We start from the raw sequence: 17,563 nt of genomic DNA, 5'->3' as shown, positions 1-17,563 counted from the left end.
CACGCATGAGTTTTGCCATTCCCCGTCCTAAATGCTGCGGCCCGCTTGGAGCCAAACCCTGCGCTAGCCCTTAGAAAGCAAGCTGGGCGTTACGGGAGGGATGGCTGGAATTCAGGCCGGCCCTGCTCTCTCACCTGTTCAGGGTCAGGCGTGTTCAGCCATGCGCCTGAAGGTAATGTTGCGTGCTGCCAGCTCATCGTAGGTGCCCTTGTCCACGACGGAGCCATTGGCCATGAGGTAGATACAGTCGCACTGCTTTACGGTGGCCAGCCGGTGCGCAATCATGATGATGGTTTTCTTACCGGAGAAGTCGTGGATGGCATCCATTACCAGTTTCTCGGTAATTCCATCGAGCGCACTGGTCGCTTCGTCCAGCACCAGAACCTCGGCATCGTTGTAGAGGGCACGGGCAATCCCGATTCGCTGGCGCTGGCCACCGGAGAGCTGTACCCCTCGCTCTCCCACTCGGGTGTTCAAGCCATCGGGCAGTTCGGCGACCAGCTCGTCCAGGTGAGCCATGGTGACCGCCTGCTTGACCTTGTCGTCGTCGATGCTCGCCAGCGGGAGACCGAAGGCAACGTTTTCTCGAATGCTGCTGTCGGCCAGAAAGATGGATTGCGGCACGAAGCCCAGCGTATTCTGCCAAGCCCGGCGGTTGTCATCGGTGATAGGTTGCCCATCAACAAGCAGCCGTCCGGTCGAGGGTTCGATCAAACCCAGCAGCAGGTCGATCGCCGTCGACTTGCCGGAACCTGATGCACCGACCAGCCCGATCACCTGATTGGCCGGAATCGTCACGTCGAGGTGGTTCAACGCCGATTCCGCCTTGCCAGGATAGCGGAAGCTCACGTCTTCCAGTCGAATCGCCTCTTTGGGCGTTATGCTAGGTTCGGCCAACGCAGCCCCCGGGGCAGCGCCTGCCTTTACTTCACGGCTGGCGTAGAGGTCATCCCGAATGGCTTCGAAGGCGGCGAGGTTGCCGCGGATAGTGGAAATACTGGTATAGATCTGCTGGAACGCGGGGAGCATCTTGAAACCCGCCAGGGCGTATACCGACAGAATAGGCAGAATGGTGCCAAGGTTCCCCTGGTGCGTCACCAGCAGGTACAGCACAAGGAAAATAATGGCACCGAACGCCACCAGCTCCATGGCATAGCGCGGCACCTGGCTAAGCGCCTGGGTGGTCCCCTGCGCTCTGGCTGCTCGATGACTTGCCTTTTCAAAACGCTCGGTAAAGCTTGCCTGCCTGCCCAGCAGCAGGGCGTCCTTGACGCCCCCGAAGCCTTCCGACATCAGCTGGAACCGCTGGCGTTGCATGGCGGAAATGGTCTTGCCGTTGGCCACCAGCTTGTGCCGAACCGTGCGGTAGAGCAGGAGGTAGGCGGCCAGGAACACCACGATGCCAGCCAGGGCCACCGCAGGGTTATAGATGAAAATGGAGACCGCCATCAGCGTGGCCATCACCAGCTTGGCATTCATTTGCATGAACGGCTTGATGATACTGCCCGTAACCCGGTTGCATTCGCCGGTGATCTGCTTGGTCAGCTGACTGCTGCTGCCACTCGCATGAAATAGCCACGGCTGGTAAAGATAGAAGGTATATAGCCGACTGCTCAGCTCCGCGCCTACCCTGGCGCCGTACATGGAGAGGCGCCACACCGTATACATGGAGATCATGGCGCCCAGGGAGAGCATGACCAGCACCCCGATGCCCATCCAGAATAAAAACTGCTCATGGCTTTCCGCACCAGAACGCTGGTAGAGCTGGGCCAGAATGCCGGTGCCTTCCAGCTGCTGCATGTCACCGACAACCGCCATGAACGGACCGATGGAAAGTACGCCCGCTATTTCGGCGAAAGCCATCAACACCGTCAGGATCTGCAATCGGAGGAGTTTCTTACGCTGCTCCAGGGTTAGGAGCCGGTAGAGTTCTTTCAGATTGTGAAGCATAGTGGTTTCGACTTTTTGGGCTTTCCATGACTGAGAACGGAGCATGCTCTGGCGGCTTGCCGCCTTTCCTTGATGGCCGAGGCTCGGCTCATGCTCCGATACTGTTGCTGTGCGTCCCTTCTGACGGAGGAAGGTGGCCGGCAACCCCGGCCACCCCCACCCTATCCAGCCCTCAGCAGTACATCATGCCTTAAAGTATTCGCGATACCAGGCGACGAAGTTGGCCACACCCTCTTTGACCGGTGTGGCCGGCTTGTAGCCCACCGCCTTTTCCAGCGCCTGAGAGTTCGAGAACGTGTTCGGCACGTCGCCCGGCTGCAGCGGCAGCAGCTCCTGAATGGCCTGCTTGTCGAGCGCTTCCTCGATGGCTTCAATGTAGCCGCCGAGCTCGATCGGATTGTCGTTGCCGATGTTGAACAGCCGGAATGGCGCATTGCTGGTGGCCGGGTTGGGCACATCGCTCGACCAGTCCGGGTCCGCCGTCGCCACCTGGTCGCTGGCGCGGATCACCCCTTCCACGATGTCGTCGACATAGGTGAAGTCGCGCGTGTGCTTGCCATGGTTGAAGACCTGGATCGGCTCGCCTTTCAAGATGTTCTGGGTGAACTTGAACAGCGCCATGTCAGGCCGGCCCCAAGGCCCATACACCGTGAAGAAGCGTAAGCCCGTGGTCGGCAACCCGAACAGATGGCTGTAGCTGTGCGCCATCATTTCATTGGCCTTCTTGGTGGCAGCATAAAACTGCAGCGGATGGTTGGCTCCCTCATGCTCCACGAAGGGCATGTGGGTATTGGCACCGTACACGCTGCTGGTGCTGGCATAGGTCAGGTGCGGAGTCTCGGCGTACCGGCAGGCCTCGAGAATGTTCGTGAAGGCAATGATATTGCTCTCCACGTAGCTGTGCGGATTTTCCAGTGAATAGCGCACCCCCGCCTGGGCCGCGAGGTGAATCACGCGGTCGAAACGATGCTGGGCAAACACCCGGTTAACCGCTTCCTGGTCGGCCAGGTTGGCGCGTTCAAAGACGTATTCGCTGCCGCTCTCCTGCGCCGTGCGCTCGAGGATCGCCAGGCGCGCTTCCTTGATGGCCGGGTCGTAGTAGTCGTTGACGCTGTCGAACCCCACCACGCTGTCGCCACGCTCCAGCAGGCGCTTGGCGGTGTGGAAGCCGATAAACCCGGCATTGCCTGTAACCAATATCTTCATGAGATCGTCTTCTTCATCCAACGCGAGGCAAAACGTATCGCCTAGCGATAATTGTAGAAATAGTAGCCGTAGTGACCTGCTGCCGTGGAAGCCCGCTTCTCCATGGCATTGAGGATGGCGCCTTGCACCACCAGGCCGTTGCTTTCGAGGCGCCGTTTGGCCGCCATGATTTCACGTACCGGGTTGGTTTCGAAGCGTGCCACCAGCAGGGTGGTATCGCACTGCTTGCCCACCACGCTGGCATCGGTAACGGCAAGCACCGGCGGCGTATCTACGATGATCAGGTCAAACATCCGGCTGAGCTCTTCCATGGCCTCGGTGAAGCGCGGCTGCATCAGCAGCTCCGAGGGGTTGGGCGGCGCCGTCCCGCGCGTGATCACCCAGTAGTTTTCCATCCCCGTGGGCTGGATGATTTCATCCAGGTCGGCCTGATGGGAGAGGTAGTCAGCCAAGCCGTTTTCGCTACCCTTGCCAAAGGCATGATGGATATGGCCGCGACGAAGGTCAGCATCCACCAGCAGCACGCGCTTGCCGGCCTGGGCCGATACGGCACCAAGGTTGATGCTGACAAAGCTCTTACCAACCCCGGGACTTGGTCCGGTGATCATCAGGCGGTTGTTGCGTCCTTCCAGCATGGCGAAGTGCAGGCTAGTGCGCAGGCCACGCAGCGCTTCCAAGGCGAGATCCGAGGGCTCACGGTCGGCCAGCACCCCCACGACGATATCCTGCGAGGCCCGCTTCTTCTTGCGCTTCACCTTGCGTGCCAGCTTGTTCTGGCCGGTCGACAGCGGAATGGTGGCATAGACCGGCAGGCCCGCGGCCTCGATCTGCTCCGGCGAGTCGACGCCACGCCGCAGCAGCTCGCGCAACAGCACACCGCCAACGGCCAGGATAGCGCCAAGCAGAGTCGCAAGCAGCGTGGTTCGGGCACGATTGGGGGCCACCAGACCACTGATGGCGGCGCGGTCGATGATCCTCACGTTGCCGATGGTGCCGGCACGGGCAACCTGCAGCTCCTGGATCTTGTTGAGCACGTTGACGTAGATGGCCTGGGTCACCTCGACATCGCGCGTGCGGCGAACCACTTCCTGCTGTGCCGCCGGCAGCTCGTTGACCCGCGCATTCAGCTCGGCGCGATCCTCCTCGATCTGGCGCTTCTGGCGCAGCAGCGCCTGGTAGGAGGGGTGGCTCGGAGTAAACCGCTGGGCCAGCTCCGCCTCCTGGAACTCCAACTCATTCAAGCGGCTTTCGAGCTCGATGTAACGCTGGATGGCCGCCTGGGCTTCGCTGGAGAGGTCCACGCTATCGAGGTTGGCGCGGTACTCGTTGAGCCGCTGCTCGGCGCCTACCAGCTGCTCGCGCAGCTCTGGCGCCTGGTCCTCCAGGAACTGCAGGCTCTGCTCAGCCTGGGCCGACTGGCGCTCCACGTTCTGGGTGAGGAAGGTCTCTGCTACCGCATCCAGCGTGCGTAGGATCTCTTCGCGATCCGCCCCGACCATGGTCATGCGCAGCATGCCGGTTGGCGTACCGCGCCCCCCGATTCGATCACCTGCAGGCGGCCGCCGATCGAGCGAATCGCCGAGGTGCGTGACTGCTTCATCAACTGAAAGCGGCTGCCGATCGCGGCGTCGAAACTGTCGATGCTCAGCTCGAGGTCACCGTCGAGAAACGCTTCGACCCGACCGATTTCACCGCTTCCTACCGGCTCCTCGTTGACGAAGACGCGGTAGCGGTTGTCGATGCTGCGCTCCACCAGAATGCTCTGTCCTCGGCGCGAATCCGCAAGCTCGAAACGGCCGACGTCGAGACTTTCATCACCCCAGACATGGGGGTAACCCACCATGAAGCCGGGGCGGGGAATGCCGCGCCGGAGCACGAAATCACCGATCACCGGGATCTCCACCGGGCGAATGATGACGTCGCGACCCAGGCGGTCCACCACCTGGCCAAGCACCAGCCGCGACTGCAGAATCTGCACCTCGGCCGGCGTGTTGAGGGCCTCGACCCCGAGGACGTTGCCGACGTCGCCGAACGGGCTGACGCTTGAGCGACGCTCGATCTGCACCAGGGCGTCGGCCTGATAGATGGGCGTTGCCAGCATGCCATGCACGATACCCATCAGCATGAAGAGGCCAGTGACGAAAATAATCAGCCACTTGTGATCAAAAAGAACGCCAAAGAGGCGACCTAGATTGATCGTCTCTTCAGCCTGAGGTTGAGTGGTCGGTTTATTGGACATAGGGCTCTACTTCATCAAGGAATTAGACCGCGCAAGTCGCGGCAGGTCGTGCCACCCGTGGGTTCCACTGAGATGTCATTTACATTCTCGACGCCCACGTTTCCGACGCCTGAGCGAGAAGACGGTGTACATGCTCGAAAACCTCCGTGCTCTTGCGATAGGGGTCGGGGATGTCTCGCCCTCTCCCCCTTCGAGCCATTGGCCGAGGCGCAGCGTCTTGCCGAGCATTTCAGGCCATTGCTTGCCGATCTCGCGGCGCTGGCCATCGCTCATGACCAGGATGAGGTCCGCCTGGCTGAGCAGGTCGGTATCGAGCTGTCGCGCCTTGTGTGCGCCCACCTCGATTCCGTCCGCCTCGGCCAGTGCACGGGCACGGGGTTCCACGTCGCTGCCGACCAGCGCACCCAGGCCGGCGGAGCTGATGTCCCGCCCGGGCAAGCGCTGGCGCAGCATTGCCGCAGCCACCGGGCTGCGACAGATGTTGCCCGTACATACCACCAGGATGTGTTGAAACATACTTAGAGCAGGTCCTCGAGGTTCCGCGACGTGCCCCTGACATCACCCGGCAGCGAGAGTGACGGCAGCAGCAGGCTGATCACGCGGTTCCAGCGGGCCAGCGGAGCGGTGGTCACATAGACGATGTCCTGCGGCTCAAGCTGGAAACGGCTGGCGACGGTGAAGGCGGTCGCATCGGAGACATCCAACTGGTAAACGGTGGCCAGCTTGTCGCTTTCTTCAGGCTGACGGCGCAGCACGAAGATACCCGACGGGCTCGCCGTGGCTTCGCTGATGCCGCCGGCACGGGACAGTGCATCGGTGAGCGAGAGCCGGTCGCGGCCCATCTGCAGGTTGCCAGGCGAGCGCACCTGACCCAGCATGGCGATCCCTTTGTTGGCCGCAGTGGGCACATGCAGCACGTCGCCATCCTGCAACAGGCGGTTCTGGGTCTGGTCACCCTCGCTGAGCAGCGCATAGAGCGAAAGCCGCTCTTCCCGACCGTCACGAATCAGCGTCATGTCATGCCAGAAGGCATCGCCCGAAGGGCCGCCCACCTGGCTGATAGCATCCATGATGGTCATCGGCACGCTGTTGATGGGCAAGGTGCCCGGCGAGCCAACCGCGCCGGTGATGTAGACCTTCTTGGAGTTGAACGCGGCAATCAGCACATCCACTTGGGGGTTGGTCAGGAATTGTGACAGCCCCCGCCAGCTGGGCGCGAATCTCGTCGATGGTCTTCCCGGCAACATTGATGCGGCCCAGGAACGGGTAGAAGATCGTGCCGTCCGGACGAACCAGATGGCCAGCTTCGGCCGCGCTTCGTTCCGCCCCGGCAGGTATGGTCAGCTCCGGGTGCTCATAGACGATGATACTCAGGATGTCGCCAGGCCCGACGCGGTACTCGTAACGCTCGATCTGTTCGCGCAAGGCGGACGGCATGGCGCTGACCCGGGGCGGCGCCTGCTCTTGCCGTGCGATCAGATCAGGCGTGATGGCTTCGATATCAACCAGGTGCGTAATTGAAGGCGTCTCGGTGTCATAATCCATGTGACCACCGGGTGCGAGCGCACAGCCACCCAGCAGTACGGTGGTAAATGCAATCGCCAAGAGACGAGAAGAGTTTTTTGTGTGCATGTGATAATGCCCCTGAACGATGGTTGTCGTTTCGGTCGCCCTTTTCGTGCCCAGTTTCCCAACCTCGTCTGAGCACGCTACCGCCCCGAGGTTTACGGCACATCCCCGAGGCCAGTATGACTGCTTGAATTGGCGTTCTGTGTGGTACTGCCAAGGCTCAGGCGTTACTGGCCTTTCGTTGAATAAATGACCAAATTTTCGTGCAAGGCGTGATGCTCTTCCGGCGCCTCTGCATCGACAGGCTGGTCGCGCCAGGTGAGTCTTGTCGGCGCTTTCGCAAGGCTGCACGCTCCCTTTTCTACACTCCTGGCCACCCCCGTCTCCGCGCCCTTTTCCACCACGCTGAGCGGAACTTCGCCGGCAGGTGCGTAGGCCCTGGCCTGCTGCAGCCATTGGTGATCAACAATGTCGGAATCGGGCTGGTACGCCGTCGGCGCCTCAATCAGGATCTCTCGGATCCCAGGCGCGTCCTGTCGCTGGCAGGCCTTCTCCAGCGCGGTCAGGAAAGGCAAGAGCTCGTCCCAGCTCAGCGAGGCTTCGTTGGCGGTCATGATTCGCGGGTGGCGCGTCTGGCCCACCTTTTCCGTTACCAGCAGCTCTTCGTAGAGCTTCTCGCCCGGACGCAGGCCGGTGAAAATGATAGGAATATCGCCCTTGCTAGCCTTTTGGGAGCCCGTGGCACCCGGAACAGGCACCTTTTCATCGCCTTCGGCCCACTGCGATTGGGGAAAATGCGGCTCCAGCCCGGTCAGACGCACCATGCGAGTCGCCAGCTCGACGATCTTGACCGGTTTACCCATGTCGAGCACGAATACATCCCCGCCGTTGGCCATGGCGCCAGCCTGGATGACAAGCTGCGCTGCCTCGGGAATCGTCATGAAATAGCGCGTAATATCGGGGTGGGTAACCGTCAGCGGGCCACCGTTTTCAATCTGCTTGCGGAACAGCGGCACCACGGAACCCGAAGAGCCCAACACATTGCCGAACCGCACCATGGCAAAGCGCGTGCCCTTCTGGCACTGAGCCAAGGCCTGGCAGACCAGCTCGGCCATCCGCTTGCTGGCCCCCATGACATTGGTCGGACGTACCGCCTTGTCGGTGGACACCAGCACAACATCAGCAACGCCCGTCGCAATGGCCGCCTGGGCCACGGCCAACGTGCCGAAGACGTTGTTGCGAATGCCTTCCGCCAGATTGTGCTCCACCATGGGCACGTGCTTGTAAGCCGCAGCGTGATAGATGGTATCGACCTGGAAGGTGCGCAGAATCGTTTCCAGGCGCTCGCGGTTCTGTACCGAGACGAGCAGTGTCCTGAAGGCAACATTGAGCGAATCAAGCTTGGCGATACGCAGCAGATCCTGCTCAATGCGATAAAGCGAAAACTCCGAACTATCCAGCAAGAGAAGCTGTTTGGGTTTCTGTAGGATGATCTGGCGGCACAGCTCGCTGCCGATGGACCCGCCCGCCCCCGTCACCATCACGACCTTGCCCGTCAGGTTGGCCCCCATCAGTGAAGGGTCGGGCGGAATGGGGTCACGCCCCAGCAGATCCTCGACGGCGACATCACGAAGCTCATTGAACTTGGCCTTGCCCGAAACCACATCCGCCATGTCGGGAATGGTTTGCACTGGAATCGAGAGCAGCTCGATGGATTCGATGATTTCCTGACGCCGGGCGCGCGTCGCGTCCGGCACCGCCAGCAACAGCTTCTCGATCCCGTAGGACTTGATCAAGCGGGCCGTATCTGATGGCGAATAAACCTTGAGGCCCTGAACATGGGTTCCAAGCAGCTTGGGAGCAAAGTCGACGAAGCCAACGGGCTCATAGTCACGTCCATGGCGCAGCGACATCACCAGCTGGCGTCCGGCGGCACCCGCTCCGTAGACCAGCACGCGGGTCTTGCGCCTTTGCTGGCCATGCTGATACAGCAGGCGCAGCCCCAGCCTGACCTCCCGATCGTCATCAAGGCCAGCATGGCATAGATGAAAGGCACGGAGCGCGGCACTGGCAAGGAAAGCAGCGAGCTGACAAGGCCCAGGGTAAGGGCAGAAGCCGCTACCCCCGCGAGAATGGCTTGGAAGGCTTTCAGGCCGAGATAACGAATGATGGCTCGGTAGAACCCCAGCCGAATGAAGAGATAGAGGCTAACCGGCACCATGATCGGCAGCGCCAGCCATACCGACGGATCACCGATAAACGCTAGACTGTCCAACCGCAACAGCATGGCGGTAAGAAAACTCAGGACAATCAAGAAGGTATCGGCAATGATCTGGATTACGCGCTTACGCGAGCGCGGCAGATCAAATAGTGTCTTAAGCAGTGGCGTCATCACAGCTCCCTTGTCTGACTCACCAAACAGTTCCAAGCATTTCCAGACTGGTTAACCAGTGGCAAATCATGGACTACCTGCAAGCTGCCCTAGCAACTGTCCGAAAAGCATCTGACAGCGGCACTGCCATCATCAGAGTGACATTCGCACTGATGCGTCACAGGCCTCACTTTTCGACGATTCCCTTGCCGTCCCTGACAGTACGCTACTCGTTATACAGACTAACGGCATACAGATACACAAGGTTACAACACATCCCCCTTTTTGCAACCTCGTTTTCTTCACTGCGTAGAAACACTATTTTTTGAGGAGGTGGCCATTGTCCCGCATTCCACCGCGGCGTCAACCGCTGTCATTGATAGGTCGCAATCAATAGCCTAGCCGGCACCATTCTGCAGACAGATCCACGCAACGGATCAGCGAGACAGATCTATCTATTTGTTTTTACATCGCTTTTTCCTGTTTTATTTCTAACGGCAAAAGACCATGATAGGAAAATATAGCCCGCAGAACAAACTTTCAATATTATTACCAACGCAATCACGAAGCATTAAACCAATGCAACAACAAGGATGAGAAATCTAAAAAATCGTGGTGAATCATGCCGATATGATACGGATAAAAACACTCGATCCCCTCGTCTCCGCTGCTCGCAGGCGCACACATTGGTAAAATTGAGTAACATGGCATTATATTTGCCACACCAAGATTCCAATCACCTCCTACCTTCTTTATTACTTACTGGATTGCACTATCGTCCTCCTTGGCTTATATAAAACGTGCCACAGACGGAATCTTGCCATGAAGGCAATAAGAAATAGCTGTCTTTGGGCTGGCTATGTGACAAAGTGTTATCCAGCTGTCGCTTGCCAGCGACTTATGCGTAACACCGATGCAGGGCAATCAGGTCAGAACCCAAATGCAGAAACCAGACCATCAGCATACGGGAGCCTGTTCAGGCTGAGCGTCACGTGACGAAACGTATCCAACATGGTTGAATCCCGAGTAAGGTGCCGACCCGCCTGCTCGATGCGAAAGCCACGAAGCGCCGTCAAGCCCGGCCCACGCTGCAGCCGCCGGCAGCTTTCGACCAACGCCAAGGAGGGAGACCCATGAGTTACGACATCGCGCTCAAGCGCATCTACAGCCCCAGTGAGCCCGATGACGGCGCCCGCGTCCTGGTCGATCGGCTGTGGCCGCGAGGCAAGCAGCGCGAAGCCCTGGCGCTTACCGACTGGTATCGTGACGCCTCTCCTCCCCCTTGTTGAGACGACAGCTGCATCAGCAGGAGATCAGCAGCGCGGTGTTTACCGTTCGCTACCGCGGAGAACTGCGTGACCACCCCGAGGCTTTATTGCCTCTGATGCGCCACGCACGTCGCGGCAGGCTCACGCTGCTTTCTGCCGAACGCAATCTCGACGACTCCTATCTACCCACCCTGCAGCAAGCGCTGCTCGAAGCGCTCCAAGCCGAAGATACGGCAGACTGCGAGCCTTCGTCGCCTCCTTGCCTGGCTCACCTGCTGGCAAGCCAGGGCATGCCTTCCCGATAATTTCATCACGCTCTAGCATGACGCAAACCATGCCGAAACGTGGCGCAAAATCACGCTCCAGGCGGATTGTGGGCGAACCATGACGGGCCTATGTTGAGGGTGCACTCATAAGAGTGCACGTGAATTTACGAGGGCTTCACAATGGAACACAAGACGCTGAAAGGCCAGTGGGTCACCCCCGAACTGACTCGGATGAGCGTGGAAGAGACGCTGGGCGGTACTCAGCCCAACTCCTCCGAAGTACGTTCAGGCAACGAGAACGCTGCCGGAGATCCTAATTTCGGCATGAGCTAAGGCACTTACGCCAAGGCAGCCATACCGGAACGGATCGCCTGACGGTAGCGACCCATCCTCTCGACGGGCGAATGACCGCGCTCGTCGAGAGCTTCATTTCGGCGCTTCGTTTCATTGCATTATTTACATGCTTGGCCAGAGAGGCTTCTTCTATGTTTCGACGTCTGCCCTCATCTCGTAGGCGCTTGGCCATCGAAGCTGCTGCCCTGCTACCCCTTGCCTGGCTCATGGTCAGGGCCGTCCCTTTTCGCTTCTGGCATACCCTGCTCGGCGAGGCCACGTGTGGCGAGAGTGAAGATGCCACACACCGCAGCGCAGCCCGACACCAAGATGACATCACGGCGAAGGAGATAAGCTGGGCGATCAATGCCGTAAACAGGCGCCTGGGCGATGTCTACACCTGTCTCATGAAAGCCATGGCGGCCCAGTGGATGCTCAACCGACGACATATCTCCAGTACCCTGGTACTCGGCACCTGCACCGAACGTGGCGTCGATGGCAAGCTGGTGATCAAGGCGCATGCCTGGCTGCGGGTTGAAGGGAGCACGGTGCTTGGCCAGCACGCCGGCAACTTCACCGCCGTCTCGAGCTATGTGAAGCTGCTCCCGCTGGCCCGGGGCAAACCCTGATGGCGGCGATCTTCGCCAGGCTGCATCTTGATGAAACACCCCTGCCCCCCGGGCACTAGACCATGGGCTCGCAGTGCTGTCCGAGTATGGCCCGGAGGGCGAAGGTCGCTGGTCTTCGCGTCATGCTGGCCTGGGCTATCGCCATCTCGAGGTCTCTCCCGAGTCCTGCCATGAAGCCCAGCCCGTGCATCACGGCCCGCTGGTGCTGGTGGCCGATGCTCTACTCGATAATCGAGACGAGCTATGCGACCGCCTCGACATTTCAACCGGCCAGCGCACCACCCTGCCAGACAGCCGACTGCTGCTCCAGGCCTACCTGCGCTGGGGCAGCGCCTGCGTGGACCGGCTCCACGGCGATTACGCTTTCGTGCTGTGGGATGACAGGGCCGGACATGTATTTGCCGCACGAGATCCGCCGGTGCCCGCCCGCTGTTCTATACCTGTCGTCACCAGCGGCTCGTGGTGGCCACGGATATTCGCGCCCTGCTGGCCCAGCCTGACCTCGCCTTTACACCGAACGAGTCGCGCATCGCCGCTTACCTACAGTGGCCGCTGAACCCCACCGAGGACTGTTTCTTCACTGACATAGCGCCGGTGCCGCCCGGTCATACGCTGCTCGCCGATCGAAATGGCGTTAGGCTCAAGCGCTGGTGGGACCCGCGCGACATCAGCGAAGTACGCTTTGCCCGACGCGAGGACTACGCCGACCGCTGCCGCGAACTGCTCGAAGCCGCCGTGGCGGATCGCATTCGTACCTCACACCCGGTCGGCAGCCACCTGAGCGGCGGGCTGGATTCCACCGGAGTGACGCTGCTGGCCAGCCGCCGGCTCAAGCAGCGGGGCCGCAGCCTGGACGGCTGCTACACTTGGGCTCCCGCGGTATCTAGCCGTTATCCTCTGCACACCGACCACAGGGATGAACGCCGCCTGATCGCAGCCGTCTGCACGCAGGAAGGCATACCCTGCTTTTATGGCAGCGCGGCAGGTGAGGACTACGTCGACTTCCTGGGCCGCGACATGGCCGTAGAAGGCCACTGCGATCTTTTCGAAGAATTACCCATGATGGCGGCCGCCGCGCAGCGCGGTACCCGCGTCATGCTGTCCGGCTGGGGAGGCGACGAAGCACTGACTTACACCACCCGCGGAGTGGCCGCCTATCTGTTGCGCACGGGCAAATGGCGAACGCTGCTGGGCATGGCACGGCGCCATGCCGGCGGATTGCGCCGCTGGCATCGTTGGTCCCGCTTCCTGTGGCAGGAAGCCTGCCTACCGCTGATGCCCGATGCCCTGTACAGCCGGTTCAGCCCCTACATGAACACCCAGCGGCTCGACTCGGTGGCAGCAAACCACTGGCTGACGCGTTTCTCACACAGCCAGGCCGGACGCGGGCCGGCCTGGCGAGTGCTTGGCGATCCCCGGCGGGTACAGCACGCGCTGCTCGATAACGGCCATCTTGCGGCGCGCATGGCGACTTGGGCGAACTGGGCTGCCCCGCATCGCCTCATCTATCGCTACCCGCTCACGGATCGGCGCGTATTGGAATTTGCCCTGGGACTGCCCCGCGAACTGCTATGGCAAGAGGGCACTCACCGCTGGGTTTATCGGCGAGCCCTGCATGACCTACTGCCTGCCGGACTTGGCAAGTACGACACCGTGAACGAGCGCAAGCGCTACGATCAGTTGGTGGAGTGCCGCCAGCGCCTGGCCGACCAGACTCGTCAAGGCAGGTACCTGGCGCCCTGTCCATGGCTCGACGTTGCACGGCTGAACGAACGACTCGGCGAAGTTCCGCATGCCGACCCAGGCAAAGCGATCGCAGAGTTCATTCCCGTGGAGGCTGCCCTGCGCATTTGGCACCTATGGCAGCACTATGGCGCGACCCGCGGTAGCGTACTACAGCCAGGCTCGTCTCAGGCAAACCACACCATCATCACTACGCAAGGAGTCACCGAATGAAATCTCATAGCTGGATCGTTCGCAGTACAGAACCCCTCGCCTCTCGCGTCGATGACGACTTGGTGCTGTTCAGCGCCAAAAAAGGCATGTATTACGGTACCCAGAGCATTGGCCAGCAGATTTGGGAACATCTCGAGACCGAGATCCAGCTGGCCGATCTATGCGATCGCCTGCAGGCGTCCTTTAACGTGGAGCGAGACACCTGCGAGCGAGAAGTGGTGGCGTTTCTCACCCAGCTTCAGCAGGAGGGGCTGATTACCGTTCGCTGATCCTTGTCTCTGGCCCAGGTGAGGTGTCACCGTTCGCAATCGCGTCCAGCAGGGGGCCAGCCCCGCCTCGATCTTCTCCAGGTTCCAGGGACGGTAAAAACGGTAGACCGTAATGGCCGATGCCAATGCCGACACCGTACCGAGCAGAGTTGCAGGCGGGTTGAACAGCCGTCCCAGCTCCGCTCGGTAAAGCGCTCCCGAAACGACCTTGAACGCAGCGACGCCCGTCAACCGCTCCAGGCGCGCCGCCTCGCCCGGCTCGGCGCGCTTAAGCTCCACCAGGACCTTCAGCGGCTCCACCACTTCGTCCTGGAAACCGCCATGGGCGTTGAGGTGGTATTTCTCGGCTCGCGTCAGGTCGCGGGTCAACCCGCTCTTGTCGATAGACATTGCGGCGAGTGCATCCTGCCACAGCTTCAGCCTCGGCGGCCCAGGATAGAGAAACGGCTGCGGATCATCGGGCTGGACCACTGCCACGTCGTCGCTGACCAGCGGCCAATCGAAACGGTGATGGAGCCAGGCAGCCATGGTCGACTTGCCCGCTCCCGACTCACCGGTAAATGCCCAGACGCCTGCCGGCGTGCTGACCGCACTGACATGCAGCGGAAGGCACTTACGCTGGTGTAACAGGATGCCCAGCGCGGCGCCCAGCAGATAGAGTCGCACATCACCGGCCGTCACCTGCATGGCGGGGTCTCGCTCGACGCGTCGATCGACAAGGATGCGCCGCCCCCGTTCGATGCGATAGCGGGCCACGCCTTGCACGTGTATCTGGCAGCGCCCTTCGGCAAGCTCAAGATAGGGCCATCGTTCGGTGGCATCCTCAAGCGGCCCAAGTTCGCCCGATGCCAGGATCTCGATATCGGGATCGCTACATGGCGCTGCAGCGGCGAGTTCAGGCAGTTCGAGCTGTGAAGCGATGCACAGACCGTAGCTCTGGTAATAGAAGCGATCGGGGCTGCCGAGGCATTCACCGCGGCGCTCTTCACGCTGGATAGGAGAGGATGGGGTCGGTGTCTCGCTCATGGCCTTCGGGTCCACTCAAGCTGGAGGCGCGGATTGCACCTCCAGTAGTGTAGCCGTTTCAGCCAGTTTCGAGACGCTCGGTGAGCGTTTGAAGCCGAGGACCCGCGAGCTGTATCAGAATACGCGATTCAGGCCGTTCTGAGCCGCCACGCGATACGCTTCCGCCATGGTGGGATAGTTGAAGGTAGTGCTGACGAAATACTTGAGGGTATTGGCGGCGCCCTTCTGCTGCATGACCGCCTGGCCGATATGCACGATCTCCGAGGCCTGGTCGCCAAAGCAATGAATGCCGTAGATCTCGAGCGTATCCTGGTGGAAGAGAATCTTGAGCATGCCAACCGTGTCGCCGGTGATCTGGGCCCGCGCGGTATCCTTGAAGAAGGCCTGGGCCACTTCGTAGGGCACCTTCGCCTCGGTCAGCTCACGTTCGGTACGCCCGAAGGAGCTGATCTCGGGAATGGTATAGATCCCTGTCGGCACCTCATTGACGAAGCGATAGTCCCGGTCGAGCAGCTCGTCGCAGGCATTCAGCCCCTGGTCATAGGCGGCGCTGGCCAGACTCGGCCAGCCGATCACGTCACCGGCGGCATAAATGTGCGGAATGGCCGTGCGGTAATGGTCGTCGACCTGTAGCTGACCGCGCCCGTTGGCCTCAAGGCCGATATTCTCAAGCCCCAGCTCATCGGTATTGCCGGTACGCCCGTTGGCCCACAGGAAAGCATCGGCGCGCAGCTTCTTGCCCGACTTCAGATAGACCACGACGCCGGCTTCATCGCCCTCGACCCGGTCATACTCTTCGTTATGGCGGATCAGTACGCCGTGTTTGCGCAGGTGGTAGGAGAGCGCGTCGGAAATCTCATCATCAAGGAACGAGAGCAGCCGGTCGCGGTTGTTGATCAGGTCGACCTTCACGCCAAGACCAGAGAAGATCGACGCATACTCGCAGCCGATGACTCCGGCCCCGAAGATGACCAAGGTGCGCGGCGTATGCGACAGACTCAGGATGGTGTCGGAATCATAGATACGCGGGTGGCGGAAGTTGATATCGGCCGGCCGATAGGGGCGCGAGCCGGTGGCAATGATCACCTTCTGCGCCACCAGCTCCTCCAGCGCCTCTTGCCGATCCCGCACCAGCAAGGTGTGCTCGTCCTTGAAGCGTGCCACCCCGCTATAGAGATCGATGCGATTGCGGGCATAGAACCGGGTACGCATCTCGACCTGCTGGTCGATGGTGATGCGTGAACGCTCCATCACCTTCGGGAAGGAGAACCAACGCGGTTCGCCGATGTCGCGGAACATGCGGTTGGTATTGAACTGCATGATCTGCTTGACCTGATGGCGCAGCGCCTTGGAGGGTATCGTGCCCCAATGGGTACAATTGCCGCCCAGCACAGGCTGCTTCTCCACGACCGCCACCCGCTTGCCATGCTTGGCAGCATTGATGGCGGCACTTTCCCCGGCAGGGCCGGTGCCGATGACTACCACGTCATAGTTGTGGACTGCCATTGTGTCTCCTTTTCCCGGTAGAGGCCAGGCCCCTGATGATGTACCAGGCCAGCGCCGGCCAAGCGTGCGCCTCGCTGGCGAGGCGCGCCGGGCACGCCTCCTCCAGCCTCACTCAGCGGCGCGTGGCGTCGTAGCCAAGATCGGCCCCCGGCTTTCGTCGCTGCTGCGGCGCGCGCTCGCCCGCTTGCGATTCTCTTCCTCGCAGACCTCATCCTTGCCGCCGCAGATGTCGCAGCCTTCCTTGAGCCCGAGTTGGTTGAGCCCGCCGCAGGAGCCGGCAATCGGCTTGCGTCCCAGAATGACGCCGATCGCCATCGCGCCCATGATCAGCAGCATAAAGCCGAGAACAACAAAAAAGTCGTCATGACATTGCTCCTTGCGGCTAGCGCTCCAGCCAGGGGCGAGAGCCGCAGTCTGATGAATGGTGATGCCTTGTGAACTCTTGACAACGATGCTGGCGGCAATATCCCTGTCCTCCGCCCACTGCAATGCCTGGAACGGCCCGACCTCGATCAGCGTATCGGCCTGCATCCGACCCTCCATGGCGCTCGAAGCGATGACTGCGACCCCCAGAATGAACGGCTGAGAGAAGGTCGGCGTACGGTCCAGCCTTCCCAACCGGTGCAGCATAGCCGCGTCGTCTAGGCGCACATGCATGGGATCTTCCATGCTGGGCAGCGCGGCGTGCGCAAGCGATACTCGCCAGACCCTACCGGGCGGCGCCCCCTGCGAGCGCATCACACCACCCACCTCCACCATCAGATGATGCACGTCCAGCTGCGCCAATTGCTGTGCCAGGCGATCGACGGCAAGCGCGTGGAAGACCTGGTCCCACACCTCAGCCAGCCCTTCCGGCTCGCTTATCTTCCACAGCGGAGCGAAGGCCGACCGACGCACGCCAGCCGCGCTTCTGCGCTCATCTTCCAGCGTTTCCAGTTCACCTTGAATAACGGCCAGCAATGCCAAGGGAGACAT

The 17,563-nt window shown here is 60.8% G+C and carries 16 protein-coding genes and 2 pseudogenes; 6 read left to right on the top strand and 12 right to left on the bottom strand.

Annotated features, from left to right (window positions below):
• Positions 1-144 precede the first annotated feature (144 nt).
• The 9 genes from ACUDAL_RS05240 to ACUDAL_RS05200 form a co-directional block, all read right to left on the bottom strand.
• Positions 145-1,950 (bottom strand): ABC transporter ATP-binding protein, encoded by a 1,806-nt coding sequence (locus ACUDAL_RS05240; protein ID WP_444677365.1) that lies wholly within the window; start codon positions 1,948-1,950, stop codon positions 145-147.
• A gap of 183 nt (positions 1,951-2,133) precedes the next feature.
• On the bottom strand, positions 2,134-3,156 hold the full coding sequence (locus tag ACUDAL_RS05235) for an NAD-dependent epimerase (protein ID WP_444677364.1): 1,023 nt from the start codon (positions 3,154-3,156) through the stop codon (positions 2,134-2,136).
• A 41-nt stretch (positions 3,157-3,197) separates the two neighbouring features.
• Positions 3,198-4,670 carry a polysaccharide biosynthesis tyrosine autokinase gene (locus ACUDAL_RS05230; RefSeq protein WP_444677363.1) on the bottom strand — a complete coding sequence of 491 codons (1,473 nt, stop codon included), beginning with the start codon at positions 4,668-4,670 and terminating at the stop codon, positions 3,198-3,200.
• A complete protein-coding gene (locus tag ACUDAL_RS05225) occupies positions 4,658-5,395 on the bottom strand; it encodes a Wzz/FepE/Etk N-terminal domain-containing protein (RefSeq protein ID WP_444677362.1) in 738 nt (245 codons plus the stop codon). Before ACUDAL_RS05225 ends, ACUDAL_RS05230 begins: the two co-directional genes overlap by 13 nt.
• A gap of 75 nt (positions 5,396-5,470) precedes the next feature.
• Positions 5,471-5,911 carry a low molecular weight protein-tyrosine-phosphatase gene (locus tag ACUDAL_RS05220; RefSeq protein WP_444677361.1) on the bottom strand — a complete coding sequence of 147 codons (441 nt, stop codon included), beginning with the start codon at positions 5,909-5,911 and terminating at the stop codon, positions 5,471-5,473.
• Positions 5,912-5,913: 2 nt separating this feature from the next.
• Positions 5,914-6,480, bottom strand: coding sequence for an SLBB domain-containing protein (locus tag ACUDAL_RS05215; protein WP_444679316.1), 567 nt, complete (start codon positions 6,478-6,480; stop codon positions 5,914-5,916).
• Positions 6,413-7,027, bottom strand: a complete 615-nt coding sequence (locus tag ACUDAL_RS05210) for a polysaccharide biosynthesis/export family protein (RefSeq protein ID WP_444677360.1) — start codon at positions 7,025-7,027, stop codon at positions 6,413-6,415. Before ACUDAL_RS05210 ends, ACUDAL_RS05215 begins: the two co-directional genes overlap by 68 nt.
• A 164-nt stretch (positions 7,028-7,191) precedes the next feature.
• Complete coding sequence (locus tag ACUDAL_RS05205) at positions 7,192-8,919, bottom strand: polysaccharide biosynthesis protein (RefSeq protein WP_444677359.1); 1,728 nt, start codon at positions 8,917-8,919, stop codon at positions 7,192-7,194.
• Positions 8,877-9,356 carry a hypothetical protein gene (locus ACUDAL_RS05200; RefSeq protein WP_444677358.1) on the bottom strand — a complete coding sequence of 160 codons (480 nt, stop codon included), beginning with the start codon at positions 9,354-9,356 and terminating at the stop codon, positions 8,877-8,879. The genes ACUDAL_RS05205 and ACUDAL_RS05200 overlap by 43 nt, the downstream gene beginning before the upstream one ends.
• A 1,112-nt stretch (positions 9,357-10,468) precedes the next feature.
• On the opposite strand from ACUDAL_RS05200, the pseudogene ACUDAL_RS05195 reads away from it, so the two are divergent.
• The 6 genes and pseudogenes from ACUDAL_RS05195 (at position 10,469) to ACUDAL_RS05170 (ending at position 14,056) form a co-directional block, all read left to right on the top strand.
• Positions 10,469-10,908 (top strand): annotated as a pseudogene (locus ACUDAL_RS05195) (DUF488 domain-containing protein).
• 141 nt (positions 10,909-11,049) lie between these two features.
• Positions 11,050-11,202 carry a hypothetical protein gene (locus ACUDAL_RS05190; RefSeq protein WP_444677357.1) on the top strand — a complete coding sequence of 51 codons (153 nt, stop codon included), beginning with the start codon at positions 11,050-11,052 and terminating at the stop codon, positions 11,200-11,202.
• Positions 11,203-11,273: 71 nt separating this feature from the next.
• Positions 11,274-11,831: a lasso peptide biosynthesis B2 protein gene (locus ACUDAL_RS05185; protein ID WP_444677356.1), complete on the top strand. Its 558-nt coding sequence runs from the start codon at positions 11,274-11,276 to the stop codon at positions 11,829-11,831.
• Positions 11,832-11,904: 73 nt separating this feature from the next.
• Entirely contained in the window at positions 11,905-12,387 is a 483-nt protein-coding gene (locus tag ACUDAL_RS05180) for a hypothetical protein (RefSeq protein WP_444677355.1), read from the top strand.
• A complete protein-coding gene (locus ACUDAL_RS05175; RefSeq protein WP_444677354.1) occupies positions 12,294-13,787 on the top strand; it encodes an asparagine synthase-related protein in 1,494 nt (497 codons plus the stop codon). Before ACUDAL_RS05180 ends, ACUDAL_RS05175 begins: the two co-directional genes overlap by 94 nt.
• Positions 13,784-14,056: a PqqD family peptide modification chaperone gene (locus ACUDAL_RS05170; RefSeq protein WP_444677353.1), complete on the top strand. Its 273-nt coding sequence runs from the start codon at positions 13,784-13,786 to the stop codon at positions 14,054-14,056. The genes ACUDAL_RS05175 and ACUDAL_RS05170 overlap by 4 nt, the downstream gene beginning before the upstream one ends.
• Here ACUDAL_RS05170 and ACUDAL_RS05165 read toward each other — a convergent pair.
• From ACUDAL_RS05165 to nqrM, 3 genes and pseudogenes are all read right to left on the bottom strand, one after another.
• Complete coding sequence (locus tag ACUDAL_RS05165; RefSeq protein WP_444677352.1) at positions 13,946-15,082, bottom strand: hypothetical protein; 1,137 nt, start codon at positions 15,080-15,082, stop codon at positions 13,946-13,948. The genes ACUDAL_RS05170 and ACUDAL_RS05165 overlap by 111 nt on opposite strands.
• A gap of 114 nt (positions 15,083-15,196) precedes the next feature.
• The gene (gene sthA, locus ACUDAL_RS05160) at positions 15,197-16,588 is read right to left on the bottom strand and encodes a Si-specific NAD(P)(+) transhydrogenase (RefSeq protein ID WP_444677351.1); all 1,392 of its coding nucleotides are present in this window, start codon (positions 16,586-16,588) and stop codon (positions 15,197-15,199) included.
• Between the two features lie 112 nt (positions 16,589-16,700).
• Positions 16,701-16,924, bottom strand: a pseudogene (gene nqrM / locus ACUDAL_RS05155) ((Na+)-NQR maturation NqrM).
• Positions 16,925-17,563 lie beyond the last annotated feature (639 nt).

The organism is Halomonas sp. E19, from assembly GCF_052439355.1.
GTDB lineage: Bacteria > Pseudomonadota > Gammaproteobacteria > Pseudomonadales > Halomonadaceae > Halomonas.
The sequence above is the reverse complement of the archived record's forward strand: the minus strand, read 5'-3'. Positions and strand labels throughout refer to the sequence as shown.

What these genes read in the sequence shown, in the direction of transcription:
- ACUDAL_RS05240 (WP_444677365.1), bottom strand. Translation starts at nt 1,950, where the DNA reads ATGCTTCACAATCTGAAAGAACTCTACCGGCTCCTAACCCTGGAGCAG.
- ACUDAL_RS05235 (WP_444677364.1), bottom strand. Translation starts at nt 3,156, where the DNA reads ATGAAGATATTGGTTACAGGCAATGCCGGGTTTATCGGCTTCCACACC.
- ACUDAL_RS05230 (WP_444677363.1), bottom strand. Translation starts at nt 4,670, where the DNA reads ATGCTGCGCATGACCATGGTCGGGGCGGATCGCGAAGAGATCCTACGC.
- ACUDAL_RS05225 (WP_444677362.1), bottom strand. Translation starts at nt 5,395, where the DNA reads ATGTCCAATAAACCGACCACTCAACCTCAGGCTGAAGAGACGATCAAT.
- ACUDAL_RS05220 (WP_444677361.1), bottom strand. Translation starts at nt 5,911, where the DNA reads ATGTTTCAACACATCCTGGTGGTATGTACGGGCAACATCTGTCGCAGC.
- ACUDAL_RS05210 (WP_444677360.1), bottom strand. Translation starts at nt 7,027, where the DNA reads ATGCACACAAAAAACTCTTCTCGTCTCTTGGCGATTGCATTTACCACC.
- ACUDAL_RS05200 (WP_444677358.1), bottom strand. Translation starts at nt 9,356, where the DNA reads ATGACGCCACTGCTTAAGACACTATTTGATCTGCCGCGCTCGCGTAAG.
- ACUDAL_RS05190 (WP_444677357.1), top strand. Translation starts at nt 11,050, where the DNA reads ATGGAACACAAGACGCTGAAAGGCCAGTGGGTCACCCCCGAACTGACT.
- ACUDAL_RS05185 (WP_444677356.1), top strand. Translation starts at nt 11,274, where the DNA reads ATGACCGCGCTCGTCGAGAGCTTCATTTCGGCGCTTCGTTTCATTGCA.
- ACUDAL_RS05170 (WP_444677353.1), top strand. Translation starts at nt 13,784, where the DNA reads ATGAAATCTCATAGCTGGATCGTTCGCAGTACAGAACCCCTCGCCTCT.
- ACUDAL_RS05165 (WP_444677352.1), bottom strand. Translation starts at nt 15,082, where the DNA reads ATGAGCGAGACACCGACCCCATCCTCTCCTATCCAGCGTGAAGAGCGC.
- sthA (WP_444677351.1), bottom strand. Translation starts at nt 16,588, where the DNA reads ATGGCAGTCCACAACTATGACGTGGTAGTCATCGGCACCGGCCCTGCC.